The 23713-nt window shown below is 30.6% G+C and carries 19 protein-coding genes and 1 tRNA gene; 10 read left to right on the top strand and 10 right to left on the bottom strand.

Annotated elements, in window-relative coordinates; translation table 11 throughout:
* Positions 1-639: 639 nt before the first annotated feature.
* Both MHI34_RS11990 and MHI34_RS11985 read right to left on the bottom strand, forming a co-directional pair.
* Positions 640-900, bottom strand: a complete 261-nt coding sequence (locus tag MHI34_RS11990; RefSeq protein WP_342503480.1) for a hypothetical protein — start codon at positions 898-900, stop codon at positions 640-642.
* Between the two features lie 26 nt (positions 901-926).
* Complete coding sequence (locus MHI34_RS11985; protein WP_342503479.1) at positions 927-1580, bottom strand: hypothetical protein; 654 nt, start codon at positions 1578-1580, stop codon at positions 927-929.
* 201 nt (positions 1581-1781) lie between these two features.
* Between MHI34_RS11985 and MHI34_RS11980 the strand changes: the two genes are divergently transcribed.
* The 6 genes from MHI34_RS11980 (at position 1782) to MHI34_RS11955 (ending at position 5634) form a co-directional block, all read left to right on the top strand.
* Complete coding sequence (locus tag MHI34_RS11980) at positions 1782-2039, top strand: hypothetical protein (RefSeq protein WP_342503478.1); 258 nt, start codon at positions 1782-1784, stop codon at positions 2037-2039.
* Between the two features lie 14 nt (positions 2040-2053).
* On the top strand, positions 2054-2287 hold the full coding sequence (locus MHI34_RS11975) for a DNA-binding protein (protein WP_342503477.1): 234 nt from the start codon (positions 2054-2056) through the stop codon (positions 2285-2287).
* A 345-nt stretch (positions 2288-2632) separates the two neighbouring features.
* Positions 2633-2893, top strand: a complete 261-nt coding sequence (locus MHI34_RS11970; RefSeq protein ID WP_342503476.1) for an Arm DNA-binding domain-containing protein — start codon at positions 2633-2635, stop codon at positions 2891-2893.
* On the top strand, positions 2857-3096 hold the full coding sequence (locus MHI34_RS11965) for a hypothetical protein (protein WP_342503475.1): 240 nt from the start codon (positions 2857-2859) through the stop codon (positions 3094-3096). The genes MHI34_RS11970 and MHI34_RS11965 overlap by 37 nt, the downstream gene beginning before the upstream one ends.
* A 457-nt stretch (positions 3097-3553) precedes the next feature.
* Entirely contained in the window at positions 3554-3739 is a 186-nt protein-coding gene (locus MHI34_RS11960) for a tyrosine-type recombinase/integrase (protein ID WP_342503474.1), read from the top strand.
* 662 nt (positions 3740-4401) lie between these two features.
* Positions 4402-5634 (top strand): DNA cytosine methyltransferase, encoded by a 1233-nt coding sequence (locus MHI34_RS11955; RefSeq protein WP_342503473.1) that lies wholly within the window; start codon positions 4402-4404, stop codon positions 5632-5634.
* A 125-nt stretch (positions 5635-5759) separates the two neighbouring features.
* Here MHI34_RS11955 and MHI34_RS11950 read toward each other — a convergent pair whose 3' ends face one another.
* The 4 genes from MHI34_RS11950 to drmE form a co-directional block, all read right to left on the bottom strand.
* Positions 5760-6287 (bottom strand): phospholipase D-like domain-containing protein, encoded by a 528-nt coding sequence (locus MHI34_RS11950; protein WP_342503472.1) that lies wholly within the window; start codon positions 6285-6287, stop codon positions 5760-5762.
* 141 nt (positions 6288-6428) lie between these two features.
* The gene (locus tag MHI34_RS11945; RefSeq protein ID WP_342503471.1) at positions 6429-8228 is read right to left on the bottom strand and encodes a DUF1998 domain-containing protein; all 1800 of its coding nucleotides are present in this window, start codon (positions 8226-8228) and stop codon (positions 6429-6431) included.
* Positions 8225-11575 (bottom strand): DISARM system helicase DrmA, encoded by a 3351-nt coding sequence (drmA, locus tag MHI34_RS11940; RefSeq protein ID WP_342503470.1) that lies wholly within the window; start codon positions 11573-11575, stop codon positions 8225-8227. The genes MHI34_RS11945 and drmA overlap by 4 nt, the downstream gene beginning before the upstream one ends.
* Before the next feature lies 1 nt (position 11576).
* Complete coding sequence (gene drmE / locus MHI34_RS11935) at positions 11577-13844, bottom strand: DISARM system-associated protein DrmE (RefSeq protein ID WP_342503469.1); 2268 nt, start codon at positions 13842-13844, stop codon at positions 11577-11579.
* Between the two features lie 2543 nt (positions 13845-16387).
* On the opposite strand from drmE, the gene MHI34_RS11930 reads away from it, so the two are divergent.
* On the top strand, positions 16388-17554 hold the full coding sequence (locus tag MHI34_RS11930) for a site-specific integrase (RefSeq protein ID WP_342503468.1): 1167 nt from the start codon (positions 16388-16390) through the stop codon (positions 17552-17554).
* A gap of 136 nt (positions 17555-17690) precedes the next feature.
* On the opposite strand, the gene MHI34_RS11925 is transcribed toward MHI34_RS11930, so the two are convergent.
* The 4 genes from MHI34_RS11925 to MHI34_RS11910 form a co-directional block, all read right to left on the bottom strand.
* A tRNA-OTHER gene (locus MHI34_RS11925) sits at positions 17691-17766 on the bottom strand.
* Between the two features lie 186 nt (positions 17767-17952).
* The gene (locus MHI34_RS11920) at positions 17953-18960 is read right to left on the bottom strand and encodes a DUF4435 domain-containing protein (protein WP_342503467.1); all 1008 of its coding nucleotides are present in this window, start codon (positions 18958-18960) and stop codon (positions 17953-17955) included.
* Position 18961: 1 nt separating this feature from the next.
* Positions 18962-20404, bottom strand: a complete 1443-nt coding sequence (locus MHI34_RS11915) for an AAA family ATPase (RefSeq protein WP_342503466.1) — start codon at positions 20402-20404, stop codon at positions 18962-18964.
* 1086 nt (positions 20405-21490) lie between these two features.
* Positions 21491-21628 (bottom strand): hypothetical protein, encoded by a 138-nt coding sequence (locus MHI34_RS11910; RefSeq protein ID WP_342503465.1) that lies wholly within the window; start codon positions 21626-21628, stop codon positions 21491-21493.
* An 81-nt stretch (positions 21629-21709) separates the two neighbouring features.
* Between MHI34_RS11910 and MHI34_RS11905 the strand changes: the two genes are divergently transcribed.
* The 3 genes from MHI34_RS11905 to MHI34_RS11895 all read left to right on the top strand — a co-directional run bounded on the left by MHI34_RS11905 (position 21710) and on the right by MHI34_RS11895 (position 23649).
* Positions 21710-22291, top strand: a complete 582-nt coding sequence (locus MHI34_RS11905; protein ID WP_342503464.1) for a hypothetical protein — start codon at positions 21710-21712, stop codon at positions 22289-22291.
* A 180-nt stretch (positions 22292-22471) separates the two neighbouring features.
* A complete protein-coding gene (locus MHI34_RS11900) occupies positions 22472-22912 on the top strand; it encodes an NUDIX domain-containing protein (RefSeq protein WP_342503463.1) in 441 nt (146 codons plus the stop codon).
* 182 nt (positions 22913-23094) lie between these two features.
* Complete coding sequence (locus tag MHI34_RS11895) at positions 23095-23649, top strand: recombinase family protein (protein ID WP_342503462.1); 555 nt, start codon at positions 23095-23097, stop codon at positions 23647-23649.
* Positions 23650-23713: the final 64 nt, after the last annotated feature.

The raw sequence follows: 23713 nt of genomic DNA, 5'->3' as shown, positions 1-23713 counted from the left end.
AATTCAATAATTTTACATCTCCCTTTAGAAGAAAAGCAAAAACTCACGTATCGTAATTGTGCCTAGACAAACCACGAGAGGAGTTTTCGCTTTGTACTCCAAGTCTATCAAAATGCTATTACCATTACCATCTTTTTTCAAAGTTTCTTTTCCATCTAATGGAGAACCAACTGTATTTCCTGCTACTGTAGGTACAGTCCGAAGTTTAGTGGCAGAGTTGCATTATTCCTGATGGAGTCTGAGAAGATATAGCTTGTAACTTCATAACAAACTTGAATAGGTACCACGAAATTCGTTATCGACAGACCTTTGTATATTCCATCAAGATATTCATCTTCATACAGATTGAAAATTACATAGCCAGACTCAAAATCAAGTACAAGTGGTTCTTTTTTCGGAACCATATATAATATTAATGTCATTCAGCGATGCTATGATATGAGAAGTTTTTAAATCAACGATTGTAATGGAGACCCCATCTGAAGGAGTACGTATTGATTGACGAGCTAATCGTTTCTTAAATGTGTAATTAATACAGCACCTATAGACCACCGAATCGTCTCGTAAAATATTACGATTCAACCCATCCAAGATAGATTTCATTATCTTCAATAGCGGTAGTTCATCAACTGAACGTGTTTACATCACCTCAATTTGAATTTCAACCATACTCTGTTTGATTGGAAGCTTCAGCTGTCTTGCTAATAAATCAGCATGAAATATTGACTGTATTTTATTCTGAAATTGCATCATATCAATTGCTTGTAATTGCTTTGAACCTTTACCTTTAGTGGTCACGTGTGTGTAACTTAACGGCTTTCCACTTATCTTGAATGTATTGTTTGAATCATGCATCAAAGAGTATGTATCTGAATCAACAATAATATTAGTATTTATCAAAACTTATCTTCCCTTCCCCAATTAGTTTATCTATCTTTTTTAATTTTAGACTTAGATATATATTTTGGACGCAATACAAATATTGCACTGGAGTTGCTTGGAGGATTAATACAGTCGAAATCACCTCTGTAAATGTGTTGATAATACTGATGTTCAAACCAAATTTTTACTGATTGAAAGAAGCCATCTTTAATCAAATAATTAACGTTTCTAATGGCTTCTTTTTCTGTCATCTTTAATGAATAGTAGAAGGATGTATCAATATCAATTTCCTTCCTTGATTGATCTATCGATATGATATTTGGATCAACTCCTCCAAAATAATCTAACCAACAATACCTGTATAGCATCACGAGTGTTCGTACCTTTTCTTCTTTCCAAGCGTTTTTTGTCGGCGCTGCGGGTAAATAAACATTTGATAAAACGTCATTAGGAATAGAAGTGTATCCTTCTTGTAGCTGTTTCAATTTAAATGTATTAATCGGTTCCGAGTATCCTATAAATTTGTTTGTCCTTTCATCGAAATCTGGAGCAATCAATATCTTTGTCTGATACATTTGATGGTTATTTGAATTGGATCTTTGAATAAAACAATTGCTTTCTAGCCAATTTAATATTCGTGTTAACTCTCGATAACCTATGCTAAGGTCATTTTGAATGACGGACTTTGCAGTGTGCATAGTCTCAACTTCCCAATCGTAATTCCTACAAATGTATAGATATACCTTCAATGTACTATGAGTCGTTGATAATTCAGATGTTTTTGACCTTGATATTTATATTAGAGATGCTGCTATTAACACTAGTAAATTTAATGTGGAAGAGATCGAAAATAAATTGGTGACAACTCTGTTCCTAGTCGTAGAAGGAAAATTCACACCTTGGTTAATGAAGAGTTTCCTACAGGTGAACAAAAGAATCTGTACTATCGCGTATTAAAAATGTATGAGTCTGATTTAATAACTTTATTAATGAATGTCATACAACAGGCAGAGCTTAATCCATCCACCCTTTCATATAATTCATTTGCAAGGGCATTAAAAGTAACTCCACTCAAAAAAGCATACGAGATTACTAATACACACATTAGTGAATTGCCGGACATTGATGTAGAAAAGATTCAGATGAATAATAATTGAAGGAGAACAACTAAATGAATGAGAATATGCAAATTAATGAAGTAAACATGGAGAAGCTTATATCAACTGTAGTAATAAAAACCACCTCTTCATTAAAAAATTCTTTAATTGAAAGTGAATGGATGTCCTTAAAAAAAACAGCAAAATACGCAAATGTTTCATACAACACACTAATGAAGTTTCGTTTGATGGGATTAGAAATATCCGGAATAGATGGGGTTAAAAGGGTTTCCAAAAAAAGAAATTGACCGCTTCTTGGATGAGGATAGCTTTAAAAAAACAAAGATAAATTAAGAGGATTATTATGTATACTAACAATTCGTCTCCAATACCACATTATAAAAATAAGATTGGCGAAACTCGAATAGTATCAATCTTGGCCTTGACCATTCTGCTGAGACTGCTTACAAACAGCTAATATTTTATTAAACTCACCATACAGATTTAGAATGACATTGTACTACTAACTCTAAACAATTTAATTACCTATGTCTTTACGAGGAGAATTACCTTGCGAATCGATTATACTATCAATAGAGGATAACTCCTCTCCTTTTATATCTTGCCCCCGCAATGATACTAGGAGAGTTTTTATGACAAGGACAAAAGCATCACCCATTAAAAGCTATCAAGATAAATGTGGAAAAACTCTGTATATGTTTCTTGTGTATTTAGGAATAGATGAATTAACAGGTAAAGCAAAGAATACTACTCTTCACGGCTTTAAAACAAAAAAAGAAACTGAGTTAGAACTGAATCGTATAAAAGTAAAGCAGATGGAACATACAGACAGACTAGCGTTGAAACATATCAAGAGATGTATGATTTATGGATTATTCACTACGAAAAAATAGTTGAAGAAAGTACTTTTATTAAAACACTAGGATATTTAATAAATCATATTCTACCTAGCCTTGGGAACTATCGAATTGAGAAAATCAGCATTGCTATTTGTCAAAAGCACTATGATGAATGGGCTAGTAAGTTAAAAAAACTCGTACAATTAAATCTTATGCTAAAAAAGTTCTGGACTTTGCAATTAAATATGGTTATATAACTACCAATCCTTTTACACATGTAGAAACAAAGGTTAAACAAACATTTATTGATCCAATTGATGAGGCAGATGAAAACTTTTATAGTAAGGAAGTATTACGTACCTTTTTAGAATACGCTGAAATTCATTTAGACTATAAAGAATATGCACTACTTCGCTTAGTCTCCTACACTGGCATGCGTAAAAGCGAAACATTAGCCCTTACAGGGAATGATTTAAACTTTGTTGATAATGAATTAACAACGCTATAGGGCGCGGCAAAAATACACAGCTATAGAAAAAATTTACGAAGACAGGGAAAGCTAGAACAATTAAAATCGCTGATAACACTGTGGCTATTTTAAAAGAATGGAAAAAGCAACAGAAACAACATTACTTTAAGTTAGGTATCAATACACTTTAGAAAAACCAATTAGTATTTAGTAATAAAGAAAATGCTTATATTCAACCTAGGCAAGTGCAAAGTAAACATTCAATAAAGCGTGTATCACCACATGGTCTACGCTACACGCACTGTTCTTTGTTATTCGAAGTTGAAGCAAGCATTAAGGAAGTACAAGATCGCCTTGGTCACTCTGACGTAAAGACTACTTTAGATATCTATACACACGTAACGAAGAAGGCACTATACAGAAGTTTGTGAACTATTTAGAGAGTTAAGTTTCCGACTATTTTTCGATGAAATCAGATGAAATCAACTGACAAAAAAAAGTGCCAAAATCCTATTATATCAAGGATTTTGACACTCATTGAAATCATTTGATTTCAGAAAATGGAGACGAGGGAAGAATTATATTTTGGTAAAAACCTGATATATCAACGTTTTAAAGCCGTTTTTCTACTTCAAATTTTGAGACAGACCTAAATTTGACTCAAAATAGAATTTTATAAAAAACTTGCTTACGGAGACAATTTCATTTTTTTATTAATGATAATGATTCAGCTACTCCTAGTTACAATTATATTCAATCGTTCAATAAAATTATTTACTTCCTATACAAAATTGGAAGGTTTTATTACTTCAATTATAATTACTACAAATATAAGTATGTTTCCCTTAATTTAATTTAGTTAAGCGTTTTCTCGTTTCATTTAAAAGTAGTTCTAAAATCATCATTCACTCTATTTACAGTTACTATATTAAAACCAAGGTTAAAGCTTCATCCAACACTACCTCTATCAACAAGATATTTATTCTTAATCAAAACAATATAAAACAAATTATAAGTGATCTTACCATAAAAATTTTAAAGTTCCTTTTTATTATACATCTTGTATAATTGCAGTTAAGGAGTTGTATGTAAAATGAAAGTGATAGACCTATTTGCAGGTGGAGGGGGACTTTCTGAAGGTTTTAGACAAGCTGGTTTTGAAATAGTCGCCCATGTTGAAATGGATAAAAGTGCTTGTAATACGCTGAAAACACGTGAAGTCTTTTATTACTTAAAAAACACCAATAATTTAGATAGTTACTTACGGTATTTAAAAAAAGAAATTAATCGTGATGAGTTATTTGATATGATTCCAGAAGAAATCTTATCGCGTGTTATCCAATCTGAAATAAATATAGAAACACTTCCATCTTTAAGAAAAAGAATTGATAACATTTTGGCATCTTACGATAATCCTAAGGTGGATTTAATTATTGGTGGGCCTCCATGTCAAGCGTACTCTACTGCTGGGAAGTCAAGAGACCCTTATAATATGCAGAATGATAAACGAAATTACTTATATTTTAGATATATAGATTTCTTAAAATACTATAGACCTAAAATGTTTATTTTTGAAAATGTTAAAGGAATTCTAACTTCATTAGATGGCTCAGTATTTGAGAGTTTACAAAAATATTTATCTTTAGCAGGCTATACTCTGGATTACAAAATACTAAACGCTAAAGATTTCGGAGTTAGTCAAAATAGAGAACGTGTAATACTAATAGGTTGGCAGAAAAATTTAAACCTCTCTTATCCTATATTTCCAAACGAAAACTTTTCTACAATACAAGAATTATTTAGTGACTTACCTTCTCTTCAATCTGGCGAATCAATAGACGGAAAATATGCCTATTTAAAAAATAAAAATATCAATAATAAATTTATCAGACCTGATAATTGGGTTATTTTAACACAACATATCACCCGGAAAAATAATGAAAATGATTTAAAGATTTATCATTTAGCAGTAAGCACATGGTTAAATGAAAAAAGAATTCTTAAATATAATGAATTACCTAAAAATCTTCAAACACACAAAAATACAAAATCATTTTTAGACCGCTATAAGCCCCTGAAAAATGATGATATTTCGCATACTGTTGTGGCACATATATCAAAAGATGGGCATTACTATATTCATCCTGATCTTAATCAAAATAGATCTATCTCTGTTAGAGAAGCAGCAAGACTTCAATCTTTTCCCGATGACTACTACTTTGAAGACTCTCGCACCGCCGCTTTTAAACAAATCGGTAATGCTGTTCCACCTTTAATGGCTTATAAAATAGCTGAAGTGTTGTTTGATCTTCTAAATAAAAATTAATAACTGAAAACCAGCTTCTTTCATTAAATCAATTATTAAAAGCAGGAATGTTATAACAATAACATTTCTGCTTTTTTACATACAGCAAAATTGTTTCAAATAGAGGTAAAATATCTTTAACTATTTTAATTTAAAATTTCAAAATAACTACTACTAACTAATTTCCCTAAAACATCGTTCAATTTAATTACATTTTTATCGTTAGTAAGTATCCCTATCTCAATATTGTTAATTATACCATTATAAGAAAGATTCGATGAAGAAACAAACGCTCTTGTTTTATCAAATATCATTACTTTAGCGTGTAAGTGCGTATAACTATCGGATGGATTGAATCTATAAACTTTAAAATTTGGTAATTTAATAGCTGCCTTAAACATCGATTCTTCTACATCTTTATCTATTAAGAATGTTACTCTTACCCCTTGTGTAGATTTTAAAATTAACAAATCAATTAATTCTTTTGCAAATTCTGAAATTGCATATCCCGTAATTAATATAGACTGTCTTGAAGCCAAAATATTTTCTCTTATAACACCTACAGTTTTTCTTAATTCATGATTCATTTCTAAGGAGTTGCTAATAACTATTTCAGTGTTACTACTATTTTCAGTAGCTTTTTCTCGCATTCCATTTAGTAAATCGATTAACAAAGTTACTTCCTCTTCACATAAATTCGGAAAGTAATTCAATAAAACTTTATGAATCCTTAATGATTCAAGCTGAGAACCACTTAGCATCTCATATAATTCGGTAATTAACACTTGTAATCTAGTAGAACTAATATTCATTTTTTAATACAGACCTTTAAAATACGGATTGTATTTACTACCCATAGTTTCAACAACTAACGATCGATCTAACAACATATTACCTACTTCACAAGCAGTTTCAGGTAACATAGTACACGCAAAACAAGATACACCATTAATGTAATTATCCTCTGAAGGTATTTGAGTTGAACAACTTGGATCATTTGAGCAAAACCTTGCCTCATCTAAAGCTTCAATTATTGCTTTTCTTAGATTTGTCACTTCTCCCATTTCAACCAATCCTCCCAATGAACCTTCTTGATCTGTACTACCTGTATATATTAACAATCCTGCCATACTTTCGCTATAATAGATCCTTTCTTTAATAGCAGAGGATGAATAACCACATTGTAAAGAAAATTGTTTCATTAACAAATGTGAGAAAGTATGTAACATTACGTATATCGCATCTTTCTGTGTTTGCTCTGTCCATCCTTTTTTAAATATATATTGATTATAAAGTTTATTATATTTATAAGATTGATCCTTTAATTTAGAATTTTCATCTAACCATTGATTAATTGTTTCACGATTAAATTCTATAAATATACCCTCTCCTAATATTTCAACTGCTGGAAGCCAATTTGTTTGATTATCCCCTAATTTCACAATATCTCTTGGGTCTCTAGCTTCTGGCTCTGGACTATCATTCCTTGAAAAACCAAGTAAGACAAGTATCTCCTTTAATCTGTGCGCTTTTACAATACGGGAAAAATATTTTTTTAAATCAGTTGGTACAGCAACTTCTTTTGCTTTAAAAATTTTATCATCGCTAATAGCTTTATTAATATCAGTTAATACATCGTACTCCATTTCCTTTATTTCATTGTAATTTTGAATATTAATATGATTGTTTTTGTTATGTTTATATTCATCCCATGCAGAAGCAAACTCTTCTGCTGATTCAATACCTATAAAAGTATTTTTATTACGATTATAATACAATCCCAATGCCTGCCTACCAAAATCTTCAACATGACTATCTAACTTGTCCTCTATCTCAGAAAAAATATTGAATTTTACATCTTCAACTCTCTTAGTATTTTTTGTTTCTACAGGAATAGAGATTGCGCTTCTAAGAACAGGGAAATATACATTTGAGGCCCCTCGTTGTAAAGGTACTATCCCTCCATCACATGATTCTTTCTTGTTTAGAAGATGAGGATGATTACCTTCACATCGTTGTGGATAATCAGCAAAGTTTTCTCTTTGCATACCACCTCCCATATGATTCCATTCTCCACAAGTTTCACAAGAAACAACTATAGATGAAAGACCTGAGTTATTCCCAGAACTAGAAAGCTTTAATTTACTTTTACAATCTAGTTTTCCACTTTTTTTATGAATCCACCAATGCCAAGGGAAATCATCTAAATGGTTTCCTAAATCACAAGAAATAATAAAACGAGCTGGATAAGCTTTAAAAGGATATTCTCTACCTTTAGAGCATTCCATACATATAGGACCATGTTTCAAGTAATTTTCTATATCAAAATTTTCTCTTATATCAAATAATCGTCTACAATTAGGATTAGAACAAACATGATAATTTGGGAAAGGAATAGCAGGTAAATCTCTAAAACCTTTTGTAGGAATTTTCTTAAACTTATCTTTTTTTAAAAAAGCTCCTAATCTTTCATCTTCTATATCATCTAAATTATTCCTCCAATAGGAAATATCTAAGACTACTAAAGAATCTTTTACTGCATCCATTATTGCACCAGGTCCAAATGTTGTTATAAGTTGCCCTGGGCGAACTTCTCCTACTTCATTTTTAATCATTTAGACCACCCCTCATAAATATATATTTTAGAAGTACTTTCAATTTGCCTCATAGAATCTAATGTAGGGTGTTCATATTTTATATCTACACTTTCTCTGATATTTTTCAAATCGTTAAATCTTGAAAGTAATCGTTTATCCTTTTTTTCAATACGTTCTTTGGATGGATAATAATAATATTTTAGATCTGGATATAGTTCTGCTGCCTCTATCCATAAATCTAAAAATTGATTTATATCTTGTATAGTATCCAGAAGATTTTTAGAATCTACTGTCTTAACCCTATTTATTAATGTTTCTTTAACCGAAAATAAATCTAAATTTACAATTTCAGATGCTGCTTCATCTTTAGCCAAATTAGGATATTGGAGTCTAATTAATCCTACTATTAAAGCATGTAAAGCACGATCTCTAGCTCTAGCCGCAAACGGTGTAGCTGTTGTGCCTTCAACAAAATTATATAGCCTACTATGATATCCTTTAAAATTCTCATAATGTGATAGATCTCTTGGACGATAAGGATTGTAAACTGTTACAACAAGCCCAGGCTTACTACGTCCCACACGACTTGATGCTTGGATATATTCTGACGTTTGTTTAGGTTGACCATTTATTACCATTAAACCTAATCTATCTACATCCATTCCAACAGAAATCATATTTGTAGCCAATGCAACATCTAATTCCTTGTCACCAACTTTTCTCTCTAAAAGTTCTAATACTTTCGGAATTTCATAAGAAGGAACACGTGACGTCAATTCTTTATTCTTATTTATATATCTCCGCTTGGAATAACCATACTTTTCAACTATTCGTTGAATCCTTTTCCCAATGTCGTCAGCTAATAACCATACTGCTCCACCAAGTTCCCTTACACTATTAAAATATCCTATTAAAGTACGGTAAGGATCTATATAAGGGACGTATTTCGCATAACGTTCTTCAAAAAGAATTGTTTCAGAAACTTGCAATAGGACAGCATAAACTCTCAAAATTACGGTTTTCATCGATTGACCACTAACACATACACCAGCATATAACCTAAATGGAAAATCATCTAATGGCTGTTCTTTTCCAAAAAAAGAATCCTCTACACTTAGTCCGGCAGGCGGAAACTGAAATACTTGGGTTTTACCAAACACCTTTCTAACTTGATCATTAGCATTCTTTATAGTAGCTGTTGCAGCCACATATTTTGCGGGCATCCTTACCCCATTAATATTTGCTGTTGTTAATTCATCAATGGCACTTTCATATAAACCATAAATTGTTCCTAGAGGACCTGTAATAAGATGTAATTCATCTTGTATAATCAACTCTGGTGGATAAAATGGTTTTACAGTATGGACTTTAGCAGAAGGTTTGATATGACGTGAGGGGTGTGCTTCTCCTTCAGCTATATATCCGCACTTTTCACACAATCTGTCCACTTTCCCAAATAATGCAGCTGTTTTTTCATCCCATGGAAGCCTTGCAAATTTATCTACAGTCGAAATAATCACTGTAGGTGTTTTTCTGTATATTTCTTCGTCGATTAGGTAAACAGGGATATGGTATTTAGAGTAATAACATTCCATATTAGTACAATAAATTTCAATACCTGTTTTAGCCACATGAGTATCTCTTGTCGGTAAAAATTTATAATTCAGTTTCTTTGTCCCACAACAAGGACATTCGATTACTTGTTTTTCAATTTTTTTATACTCATAATCTACTTTATTCTTGTCTCTACGGCTTCTTTCATTTTCTTGAAGTTCTTCAAATTTATTAGCTGTTACCCCTCCTCCAACCCAGAAACCAATTGAAAATTCTTTTTCACCATATTTTGGACTTTTTTTAGCTCTAATATATTCAGCGGCAGCTATTAAACGCATTAATCTATCACGTTGTTGAGTGGTTAATAGTCTCAATGTATATCTCAAAATAACAGTAACACCACCATCTTTAGTATATTCATCACTCTGATTGTTCGTTAGTCTACGATAACCTAACAAAAACGCGATAATTCCTAAGTAAGCCTCTGTCTTTCCTCCACCAGTAGGAAACCATAATAAATCTACAATCTTTCTATCATTACTTAAAGGATCGATGATTCCTTCTACATTCATTAAAATAAATGCTAACTGAAATGGTCTCCATGAAAAGTTTTCTTTGTTTAATTCTTCAACTAAAGTTGTTTCTTTAGAGTTTTTAGCATAATTTTTCATACTTACCTGTGTATGCATAACTTGGTTCATAAATTTAAATGCATCATAGGCTAAGTCATTTTCTAATAATATTTGAATACCTTTTCTAATCCTAGATAAAGCTAATTTACATTTTTCTAAAGAATTTAAACCTGACTGCTGGTCATTCACTTTTTCAATTGGTAAATCAGCAATCCAATTATCATAACGAGTTGCTAGACTTAATAACTTTTCAATAACCTCATCTTTATTAACTGAAACAGCAAAACTTTTGATAGATAAATAGTCATCGCGTAAATCAGGCATAGCAGGATCAAATGGTAATTCAGTACTCATACCTTGGACTTCATGGGTTGGAATAAATGATGTTTTTAAACTCCTTGCTTTAGTATTAGAAAAATCACTCCATTCTACAGCACAACCAAAACCCTTTCCAAATATTGGTTTGTTTCGATATAGAAATTCTTGAAAATCTCTATTATGTACTTTAGCTTCATTTTCACATAAAAAGATAGCTGATTGATCTGTAGAAGAAATTTCAAATTCTACTTGATAAATAGATTTTGCATTTGTCTTATCAATATTTTTATTTACTAAAAAAATTGATAAGATTTTTTTATCCGTTCCGTTTATCGCAACAGTATCCCACATAACATAAATATTATTTGCTAACTCTAAAATTTTAATATTACTATCTAAATTTAATTGTATTTCATGACACACTATATTCCTAATGTATTTCGGTAGATCTTTTTTTATAAATTCTCCTGTTTTTTTATTTTTTACATGCTCAGTAGTATAAGTTTTTTCATATTGACCCCAAGTAGCTTTAAAAGATATCTCCTTAATATCATTTGTTAAATAACTTTTAATCCCTACTGAATTTTGCCTTTTATTAACTATTAAGTTGTTTTTAAGTGTATTTTCGTCATTTTCTTCAGTTCCCTCTACTTCTTCATTTGACAGGGTTTCATAGATTTCAGTTAAAACTTCTAAATCAATCTGCTCTTCAGATTCTAAAGGATATAAAATTCCTGTTAAATATGCTTGTGAGGGGCTTTCATTCAAAATATCAATTTCATCATAACTTGGACCAATTAAGTCTTTCTTTAATTCATTAATAAAAATTTCTCTAACTTCTGAATAAACTTTTCTATCCATATTAATCCTCCCGCTCAAAAATAATCCCAGTTTCTGTAGACTTTATTGAAAATAATCGATTAGATATATCTTTAACTTTTTTAGTTGATACAACTTTTTGTAAATCCTCTAAAGTAACATTATATTTTTCTAAAATTTCGAAATCTTCATCTACAATCTTTTTATTTGAATAAAATATTAATTGGTTTAAAATCCTTGAAGCTAATCTTCTTTCAGTCCTAATATATCTCATAGAAGAATGATAAAATTCGGCATCATTTATAAACTCTTTGATGTTTAAAGCTTTTCCCAAATATTCTATGTCTTCTTTATCTCTCGGTCCAAAACTATATCCATTTTTCCAGTTATTCAATACAAATTTTGTTAATTTATTCCAACCTAACTTTTTCATTTTATCATTAAGGCGATTAACATCTATTTTTGAATAAATAAATTTGTCTTCATATGTATACTTCCATTTCTTAACCACTTCATAATGATAAGAAGATTCAGAACCAGAATTAACACTCTCTAAGAAATATCTATACAAGTCCTCTCTGATATCACCATCTATGAAAACAACAACATCATTTCTTTTTAAATCTCTAGCATACTTTTTAACTATATTTTTGTCATTATTATTTATATATTGTACTACCATCCCTGGCTTCAAAAAAATCTTGCTGCCATCTTGAAAAGTAATTAAATTTGCTCGCACCGAATTTTCACCTTTATAAGGTTTATCAACTCTTACTGAATAGTCCACCTTTATTTTATCTAATGAACTAATTAGATTTTCAATCTCTAACTCAGAGAATAATTTTTTTCCACCCGTATCTGCATTCTTTAATTTACGATAAAGTAAATCATATACTAATATGTCGTTACCCTTGCGTATCCCATTATCAAAACAATTTTTAATTTCGCTCAAAGCATAATATTTTGTTTTTAATTCACGTATCTCTATCTGGTATAATAAAACCAAAGTTTTTTTCCCAAGGTTTTTAGTTAGAATATCTAAGTCTTTAAATCTTATTGCAGACGTAATTATCACTTCGTCATATTCCTGATATTTCATTTTTAATACGTCATAATAAGTAGCCACATTAAACCCATAATCAACTAAAGAATCAATGTCTAAATCGAAATATAGAGATAATTTCTCTTTTAGACCAATGCTATCTATCTTACTACTTACTACTATCAATATTTTTTTTCTATCATAGTAGGCTCTTTCACATATTCGTAAAATCTCTTCATATTTTGGACAAACTTCATCTAATTTATATTTATTATAGATATCTTCTATTAAGACAATTAACTTCTCAAGTTTTCTATTTACATATTTGTAGTCACTATCTTTTAATTCTTTAATTAAATCGCGTATCATATCTGATTGAGTCACTGCTTTTGCAATAAAATCATACTCTAACCCTTCAATACATGTCCTAATAATATTATATAAAATTTTATTACCAATCTTTAATTCAAAGTTCGGCATAGCTTCCTTTTTCAAATCTTTAAGTAATTTAAATGCTTCTTCTAATTCATTATCAAAATTTGTATTTATATATTTAATAACTAAATTTTCCAAGTTATCTAATTCTACTAGCCCCCAAAATTCCTGATTAGAATTTAATATATAAGGCAGCCTTTCATCAAAATAAGAACTAAAAAATATAGTACTCGGACATTTAAAATTAATAATTTCGAAGGGTTTTTTTATTGAAGTTGCATCAATAAATACATAATCAAAATTATTACTAAAATTATAAGCTGTGCTTAATACATCACTTATTACAAATGCAGGTGGTAATACATTATCCAATTTCCCTAAAGCATTTCTATCCCCTCTACTTTTTTCCTTAAAGTTTTCTCGTCCCAATGCTAAGGGATATATATGTAACATAGGTATATTCTCTGGTAATTCATTTTCATAATAAACATTCAAATAATGACCCCAATATACAGGCGTATATTCTTTTGAATTCATATTACAAAATATATTTTTATCTTGAAGAAATTTTCTATATCTATTACTATGTTCGATCACACTATTTGTTAATAACATTTTCTCTGTCATTGCATTAACAAAAAATTTATTTTTACTAATAATCAATATACTAATACGTTTGGTAGGAGGATTTTTTTCATTAATATTTAATTCTTTACTAAAATATTCGTTCAACATTATATTCAAAATACACTCATTGTCCTGAAGAATAATAATATTGTCTTTTTCAATAGTAAAGTTAATAGTCTCTTTTTCATTTTCAATATAATATACCATATTTACCTCCTTAGTTATTTTATAGTACATCCAAAATACTTTAACTATTATATAAGTTGAACTAGGTATTTCTATTACAGTTTTCATTGCTTCCTGCAGTTTGCGGACAGTCATTATTTGTCAGGCTATTCGTCCTTTCGGGCGTTTTACTTGTTCAGAAGGGTGTCTCGAAGCTCTTTCATTCACTCGGGTGGAGCTACACGGGCCCGACCTACACCTTGACCCTAAACACTTTCTAGAAGAGACATTTCTGACTCTAAAAAAACTGATTTATGGTACTATTCACCATTTTCTCTTTGAAGATGAATAGATGATTCGAGATTATCAGGCAATCGGGCTTACCTAGTTTCTTAAAGGAAAGCAGCACCTTATCCCAACTTATGGCCAGCATAAGGGCGTCAAGTTGATCAACACGCTTGATTATGAAACAAGCAAAATCCTTTGTTTGGAGGAAGAATCATATGATGCTGAAGAGTTTCTACCCTTTCTGCATACGTTACTTGCTCGCTATCCAACAGGGCGGATTGTGTTGGTAGTGAACAATGTTCGGATTCACCATGCTAAGGTGATTCAGCAGTTTCTTGAACAACACAAAAGTCGGCTGCAGCTTGTGTTTCTGCCCCTTTCATCCAGCAGTTAAACCTGATGGAGGGCATATAGAAATGGCCAAGGAAATGGTTGTTTAAAACGTCTTCTTTGGCAGTGTATAGAAAATTGGACTGGCTGTCCGAGCCATTCTTCGCTATGCAGATGAACATCATGAAGAGGTGATCAACCAGCTGTGTGTCAGAATATAAAATTACAGAGTCAACTTATATAGTTTGGAATTTATTGCACTTATATATTGTTACTCCTTCTATCACGTCAATAATATTATTTGCTACGATTATATCATAGAAAATAACAACAAATATTTAAGTTCTGTTTCCCTTTAATTATTTTTATTACTATACGAAACTTATTTCACTTTTAACCTTTTCATACAAAATAAAAAGTACTGATTGCCCTCCAGATATCATTCCCTAGTACAATTAAATCTCCTTATAAGTAAAAATGGTGAGGACAAATAAGACTTCAAATGGATTGCACGATCGTCTGTTTTATTTAGAATTCAAATTACGCTTTTAATGTTTACGCCCCCTCATTACATTTATTACAACAAAAAAGGCTATGCTAAATTTTCACTTTTAGCACAGCACTTTAAATTTTATAATAATTGGACATTCTACTTACTTTCTAAATAATTATTTAGAAAATTCATTACCATTTCGGAATATAGTGTTTAACTCAAAGTTTCAGCTAACCTTTTTACCAATATGCCACATTAGAACAAGTGGAATTGCATTTCCTAACGCTTTATATTGCGTCCCCTCAGCTCTAACTAGCTTAAAAGAATTCGGGAATATTTATTTCTAATGAGGGTTCTGTACTATTCAAGCTTCCCTTTGCTAAATGCGCACCAACAGTATTACAAGGTTCTTCAATATTTTGCGCCCTACCTTTATTCATCACTGTTTTAGCATTAAACATTCCTTAGACAGCGCGTTCGCTAAAATAGTATTTTTCATATCTCATTTTCAGAAAAAATAACTGCCTTCAATGGAACATAACCAAGTGTAAATAAAGAATGTGTTTCTGTGTAATTACCGTCTGGGAATTTAAATGTCTTTTTAAGATCATTTCAAATTCAAACAATAATAACACATTGTCGTTTTTGAGACACTCCAAACTTAGCAGCGTTGAGTAATTTATAAGATACACTGGTACTCAGCTTTTTCAAATTCAGAAATAATTAAAGGGAAACCTTCTCCCTTATTGGCAGATAATAAAAATTTAACATTATATTCCATTTATGGTCAGCCATTCGACTTCGTAAATACTGCTGTTCTTTTGTTTGCAGGGAATAATTTGCCTTATATACAAAGATGGCAACGAAATAGTTTCCAATTTACTAAAACTGATTTTTAGAAAGAAATATTGGAAAGATACTATCCCAACAAAAATAACGTATTAAAATTTCTTGAAGATCATTGTACTATCGATTCTAATTACAAAATCCACAAAAATAAATTAGAGAAGGCTTATCATCTCTACTGCTCGATTAGTAAGAAGTAACATCTTTCCAAAAGCAGTTTAATGAAACATTTAATCAAACAATTACACCTAGCAAATTTAAAATTAATGATAAAAATCTTCATGGACTATGGGTTAATCTTAATAGATGGAAATCTAGAGGGAGATAAAAACAATGCATAATCAAGCAAATAAATATACATCAATTTCTTTAATCAAAATACAGATAGTTGAATATTATATATTACAAAATACACCATAAATTTATATAAAATCCTCGCAAAATTTAGACATTTGGGCCTAAAAATATATCAAATTGACGGCATTAAACGCTTAATCGATCGCTTCTTAGAAGAGCATAGCTTTTAAATACTATGAGAGGATTTTTCCCCAGTTAAATTATATATTATAACTGTGAGGATTAATCCTCTCTTTATATCTTGCCCCCGCAACGATATTAGGAGGATTGCATGACAAAAAATAAATTTTCACCGATCAAAAGTTATGAAAATAAAGACGGTAAAAAGTTATATAAGTTCCAAGTTTATTTTGGTGTAGACGAGCTTACAGGTAAAGCTCGAAGTACTACCCGTAGAGGTTTTAAAACGAAAAAAGAAGCTGAGCTTGCTTTAGCACGTATCAAACTTCAAGTCTCTGAAGGCACATACAAACAAAAAAGCATAGAAACATATCAGGAAGTATACGATCTTTGGATCACTCAATACGAAAAAACTGTAGAAGAAAGTACGTTTGTTAAAACAGTAGGCTATTTTAAAAATCATATCTTACCTACTATGGGTCGTTACCGAATAGAGAAAATTACGATCGCTATTTGTCAAAAACATTACAATGAATGGGCTTCAAAGATTAAAAAGGCTCGTACCATCAAGTCTTATGCTAAAAAGGTATTAGATTTCGCTATTGTGCATGGCTTTATTCAAACGAATCCATTCACTCATGTTGAGACAAAAGTTAAGAAGGCTTTTACGGAGAGTGCTGAAGATGAAAATGAAAACTTTTATACGAAGGAAGAGTTAAATTTATTTTTAGAGAAAGCAAATGATCACCTTAACTATAAAGCATATGCGCTATTCCGTTTGATTGCTTATACAGGTATGCGTAAAAGCGAGGCCTTAGCTTTAACATGGAATGATGTGAACTTTGTGGAAAGTGAGTTAACTATTAATAAAGCTATTGGACGTGGTAAACAAACACAGCTTTATTTGAAGACCACTAAGACTGGTAAACCTCGCATGATCAAATTAGATGAAACAACTTTATCGATCTTGAAAGAATGGAATAAGCTTCAAAAGCAGCAATATATTCAGTTCGGCATTAATACGCTGAAGAAAAATCAATTGATGTTTAGTAATACAAAAAACGATTTTATCCAGCCTGGTCAAGTTCAGAAGTGGATGTATAGTGTTCAAAACAAATACACTTTGAAGAAAGTATCACCACATGGCTTACGCCATACGCACTGCTCACTTTTATTCGAAGCTGGTGCAAGCATTAAAGAGGTTCAAGATCGACTTGGGCATTCTGATGTAAAAACTACTTTAGACATTTATACACACGTCACGAAAAAGGCCAAAGAAGGAGTTATACAGAAGTTTGTTAGCTATTTAGAAGGTTAAGTTTTTGACTTAGTTTTGACTAGAAATTGACTAGATTTGAATGAAAACAGGTGAAATTGGATGAAATTAAAAAAGTGCCAAAACCCTGTATTATCAAGGGTTTTGACACTCTGTGAAATCATTTGATTCCATAAAATGGAGACGGCGGGAGTCGAACCCGCGTCCAAAGACTCCAATACTTCAGCTTCTACGCGTGTAGTTTGCCTATTTACGATTCGCGTAACATTATGCCGACAAACAGGCGTCCTGTACGCTAACCTGGAAATCTCTTGCCGATGACTCAGGTGGTACTTCATACATCATTTATGGTTAAGGTGTGTTACATTTAATTTAAACGTGGTTTAAAAAACCTACTAGTAAATCTAGAATAAACTATATTTGTAATATATTCAATCCATTTAATTAGCTACTCTAACCTTTATATTATCTTCAAATTGCTTTGTTTCTAAAAATTCTTTCAAGTCTTCAGGCGTAAATGCATGTTGAGATAAATTAGATAAAATATTTTTTGAGTTTATATCTAAATTAACTGAGTCCCTTTTGCATGAAAAATACTCTTTTTTCCCATTGAGAAGCTTTAAATTTTCTATAATTTTTTTCAAGAAATGTAGTTCCATTTTCCCATGACTAAGATTATCTAGATTTTGAATAACATTATCAAGTTCTTGTTGATACATTGATTCAACAACTCCAATAACGTTTAAAAATTTTTCTAAATTCTCTTTTGCGTGATTTTTATTTTGCCTAACCTCATTCTGAAGTTTTTCTAAATAATATATTTTCAAACTTTCAAAATTCATTTCTTTCTTTATTTCCAGTTTTCTAATATCAATATCTACAAAATCAGATATTTTAAATTTATCTATATTTATACTTACTTCTAATTTGTTAAAACAAATTATGAATGCATTTAGACCTGCAAGTAATCTTCTATATTCCGACAACTTTTCGTTGTAATCATGAACCACTTTTGAATAGTCTTCTTCAATTGTATAAATACCAAACTCTTTAATAATAATTCTCTTAAAGGTTTCAGGTCTGACATAAAAATTCTCCAATGAATGATAAGGTGTTTCAAAAACGTTATTATCATATTGATTTATTTTTGTTTCATAATCTTTATCTATAAAAAAGGAAGTTAGTACTTTACTGAATTTAAAGTTATCTTTTATTTTTTTCCATAAAATTATTACATTTTTTTTTCCCTTGCAATCATAACCTACAATTTTATCTATTGGAAATTTTGATATTTGTTCAACCCTATCTATGTAATATTTTCTATCTTCCCCTTCAAAAAAACAATGTATAGAATCTGGATATTTTTTGTAATTGGTTCTTGAAAAATTAGTCCATGCTACCGACTTATCTTGGAGGGACTCTTTCATACTTTCTTTAGTAATAGGCATATTAAATTACCTCAATTTCGCAATCATCAATATTAATAACTTCAATTTCATCAAGTATTTCTTTAGATAATTCAAATAATCTATCTTCTTTAAATATAAAAGGAGAATGTGTAACACATATTAGCTGTTTACAATTACCTGACCCTATAATGTCAGGAATAAACTGTTCTTGCCACTCTATTGATAAAGATAGTTCAGGTTCATCAAATAAAATTATATAACCTTTCTCATACTCTAAATATATTTTTGAAAATGTTGATATAATTTGCTTTTCTCCTGAAGACAATTTAGTTAAAGGAATCACTTTTCCATTCAATGTATTTCTAATTTGTAAAGTTACATTACTTGCGTCGTATTCATATCTTTTATTAACTAAATATGAATTACATACATTCACAAAACTCTCAATTTTATTATCAATGTTTCTTAGTTGTTCATGACTAGCTAGAAGATTTTTAATAAAGTTTAGTAAATAGCTATTATTTTTAGAATAAATTGATTCATCATCAACCATTTCTATGATCTTCTCTTTATATTCTTTTTCAATTTCTGTTCCTACACGATCTAGAGATATTTTCAGATTATTTATATTTATGTCGTTTATTTTTAAACTTGGTTCACTTATCACACTATTACTGACATATTGTTTTAAAAGTATTGCAGTCATCTGATTAAAACTGTTAATAGAAGTCACCCTGATTTTTTCCAGTAAATCTTTTATAGTATTTTCAACATCAACCATACCAAAATTAATTAGTTCTCCATAGTTTGATAAGTCATCCTCTTTTTGGCGTCGATATTTAATTTCAAATTCTTCATTAGATGATGATGATGAAAATGCAATTAATTTTGATAAATCTTCTTCAATTCTTCTAAACGTTGGGAAGTATAAAATTTCATTACTTTTATTAAATTCTTTTAGTCTTTTTTCTAATTTATAAATAATGTTGCTTCGAAATTCCAATTTCCCCATATATTCAAATATTTCTCTTTCAGCCGCAACTCTACTGAAATCAAATCTTAAGGTGATTTCTTCTCTTATTTCTCTAAATGCAAAATGACTTCTAAATTCACTTCTAGAAAGTTCATCTTTTAAATGAAGAAGATACAAGATTTTTTCTTCAAATTCTGATTCAAATTCAATATAAAATCTTGGACTGTATCTTCTCCTTATATTTTTATTAAAAATATTGTATTGTTCTATATCATCTTTAGAAAAATGGAAAACTTCATTATTTTCAAATTCGATTTGAATGGACTCAAAATCTATTTTACTCAATTCCAAAAATTTACCCTTTAATGAATAAAATATTGTAGATAGTATAGTTGTTTTACCAATTCCATTCTCTCCGATATAAATATTTTCTATCTCTTCAAACTTTAAATTCACATTCAAACTTTGAAATAATCCATAAATTTTAAAAGACTTCAACCCATTATTCATTCCAACGCCTCCTTACTACTAATATTCACAGAAATACCACTTAATTGATATGATAATTTTTTGATTAAGTTTTAATTTAATTTTTCCAACCGATTAAAAAATCTAAGAAATTCGACCTTCAACATTTTAATCTTTTTTAAATATTATTATACTTTTTATTATCTTTATTCTAGATGTCCTAATCCACCTCCCTACTGCAAGATGTTACTATGTACACTATTTTAGGAGGACTACATTATGACAATTAAAATCAACCATATGCAGCAAAATTAACATATCAACAGGTTTATCAAATTTTTTATTTGTACTATGAAAAGAATGTCTCGCCATGCTACCTTGCACCAACTTTTAATGTTGCCAAATCTACAATCAGAAATATCGTGAGTGATAAATCACGACAAGATTGTTATGAGGTTTTTATAAAGTATAGATATACTATGAAAGAACAGTTCGAGGAACTTGTTACTTCATATAAAGATAAGTTGTTTTAATAAATGATTATGTTCCATACAAATAACCGCCTAGTTACGGATAGACGGTTCTCTTATTGTTTATGTAAGTATTTTATTATTACAGTTTCTAGCACCCTTAAAAAGGTGCGATAGTAATCGAGACGATACCTTACCCATTAAACTATATCTCAATCCGTATCAGGACAGTCTAACCGTTGTCATTACTAGCTTTCTAGCTAATTATGCATGAAAAAGTTTTAAAAATGGTGCTTATATTTTTCACACAGCAGACTGACCCTATATCACACCCAGCCCCCATAGGGTGGGCTTCCTGTTAATATTGAGTTAGACAAGATGAAATACACTTTCCTCACACGACTCAGGACGTTATAAAGGCGTCTCAGCTAATTCTAACCTTTCTTCCTATCGATAGTGTAATGTGATGGTTCTCAGCTTCCTTAGTTCACTGGTGACATTTACGTTGTTAGCTGTGGTGTCACTGTGTCTATCCTTCCTTATCCTGTCTGCTGGTGGCTGTTTTGTCCCATCGCTGTCGTTTGTTTGTTTGTTTGTTTGTTTGTTTGCATTCTTACTATTGCTTCCTGTCAAGGCGAGTGGTTGTCTATCCATACTATCAATCAGCTATATTTCTCCATTCCCCTTCAAGATCAGGTGTTGCAACATGTTCAGGCGTTATTATCTCACGCTTTACAACTTTCACTTCTATTCCGTTATTCTTACTATCTAAGTATTCTTTAAACCATTTATTCATTACCTTTCCTTCCAGTTCGTAGCTAGTTTACAATTATTATATCTTTTTAAAATTTAATTAAAATATTTTAGAGGAGAACATATGGAAAATAATACAAGACCTAATAAAGCAGAAGAAATGTTTTTAAACTTAGCATATAACAGATTTTATGATTTGTATGAAGAAATTATGGAAGATTCTTTTTGGGATAAAGATTCATATTATCGATTTACTAAAATAAATTCTATGTTTACAGTCTATGCTGAACTCTTAAACTACGAACCACTTAAACATGTTATAAAAATTATCGAATTGAAAAGACCACCTATGGAATCTAATATAGCCAAAGAATTATTTAAATTTATTCGAAATACTATGGCACACTTTCCCTTCTTTGATTCATGGAATGAAGTCTATGTAAATAAAGAAATTATAAATTGGTATAAAAAAGGCATGATGATAGATAAATTTCTAATTTCCTACGAAGGCAAAGAGGAAGTTAAATATCGCTTTTGGCATTCTAAAAAAAAATCAATGACATATTTAAGTATAAAGTTCCCTACTTCCTATACTGCTGGTGAAAATATATATCTTAAAGATATACTTAACGAAAAAGAAGGTATTGAATTTGCTAGCATTCTTATGAAAAAGGTTTTAGACACTCAAGTCATAGAAAATAGCTAGAAAGATAAATTGCATTTATAACTTATGAATTGTGGATTGGATTCTTCTTCAACTACCGAGGCAGTTAAGTTGAATAAGAAAACAGAATGCTAGGTTGTTACTGCTAAATTTAAAGGATAATTCCATAGTGTAAAGAATTTATTTAAAGTAATAGTAACCATAAAATTTGAGGTGCAAAAAATGAAAATTCAATTTTATGATATAGGTTCAGTAAATGAAAAGGATTTAAAGTTTGCTGTTATAAGTACTATTTATAAGGAGAAGTGGCTTTACGTAAAACATAATGAACGAAAGTCATGGGAAATTCCTGGTGGGCACAGAGAACCTGGAGAACTAATTATTGAAACAGCTAAAAGAGAGTTATTTGAAGAGACAGGGTGTAAAGTAGCTGATTTATTTCCAATTAGCGACTATTCAATGGATGATTCTTTTAGTAAGGTTTTTGGAAGGTTATACTTTGCCAAGGTTAAGGAACTTGGCCAATTGCCAATATCAGAAATTGATGAAGTGAAACTATTCGATAATCTCCCTAATAACCTTACTTATTTAGAGATTCAACTAAAATTGTTTGAAAAGACACTTACTTTCATTGAAGATTGTAAAGATTTGCACTTAAAGTAACGGGGTGCTTAGTTGAATAGCTAAATTGATGTATCCATCTCATAACGAGGTGGTCTTTTTTATTCAAAAGGGGTCTCAACTTATAAGAATTGACACCTTTAACTATATCCTGTATTATCAAGGTATCAAAACGTGTCATAACTTAGTGTCATAAATAAGACGTCAAAAGGGGCTATTACATAATGAAATATGGCTATGCAAGGGTATCAACAGCTTCACAAGATTTAGAAGTACAATTAAAAGCATTAGAAGGTGCTGGTTGTGATAAGATTTATCAAGAAAAATTTACAGGTACTAAGACAGATAGACCTCAATTCAATGAGTTACTACAGGTATTAAAAGAAGGTGACACATTGGTTGTAACTAAACTAGACCGTATCGCACGTTCAGCCTCACAAGGAAGTGAATTAGTAAAACAACTAATTGATAGAGGGATAGCTGTTCACATCTTAAATATGGGTTACATGGATAACACCCCAGCGTCTAAGCTTATTAAGAATATCTTTTTTGCTTTTGCAGAGTTTGAAAGAGATATGATTGTAGAACGTACACAAGAAGGAAAAGCCATCGCCAAACAGCGTGACGACTTTAGAGAAGGTAGACCAAACAAGTACAGCCAAAAACAAATAGAACATGCTTTAGGATTATTAGAATGCCACTCATATAAAGAAGTTGAGAACATGACAGGGATCTCTAAAAGTACGCTTATACGTGCTAAACGAAAGGCTACACTCTAAATGGTGTTAGCTTTTTTTTAGTTCCTTTTTTAGCATCTTCTATGTAACGTCCCTAAAAAGGAAT

Origin of the sequence: Lysinibacillus sp. FSL L8-0126, assembly GCF_038630385.1 — a bacterium.
Lineage (GTDB): Bacteria > Bacillota > Bacilli > Bacillales_A > Planococcaceae > Lysinibacillus > Lysinibacillus fusiformis_D.
Note: the sequence above shows the minus strand (reverse complement) of the source record. Positions and strands in the feature narration are given on the sequence as shown.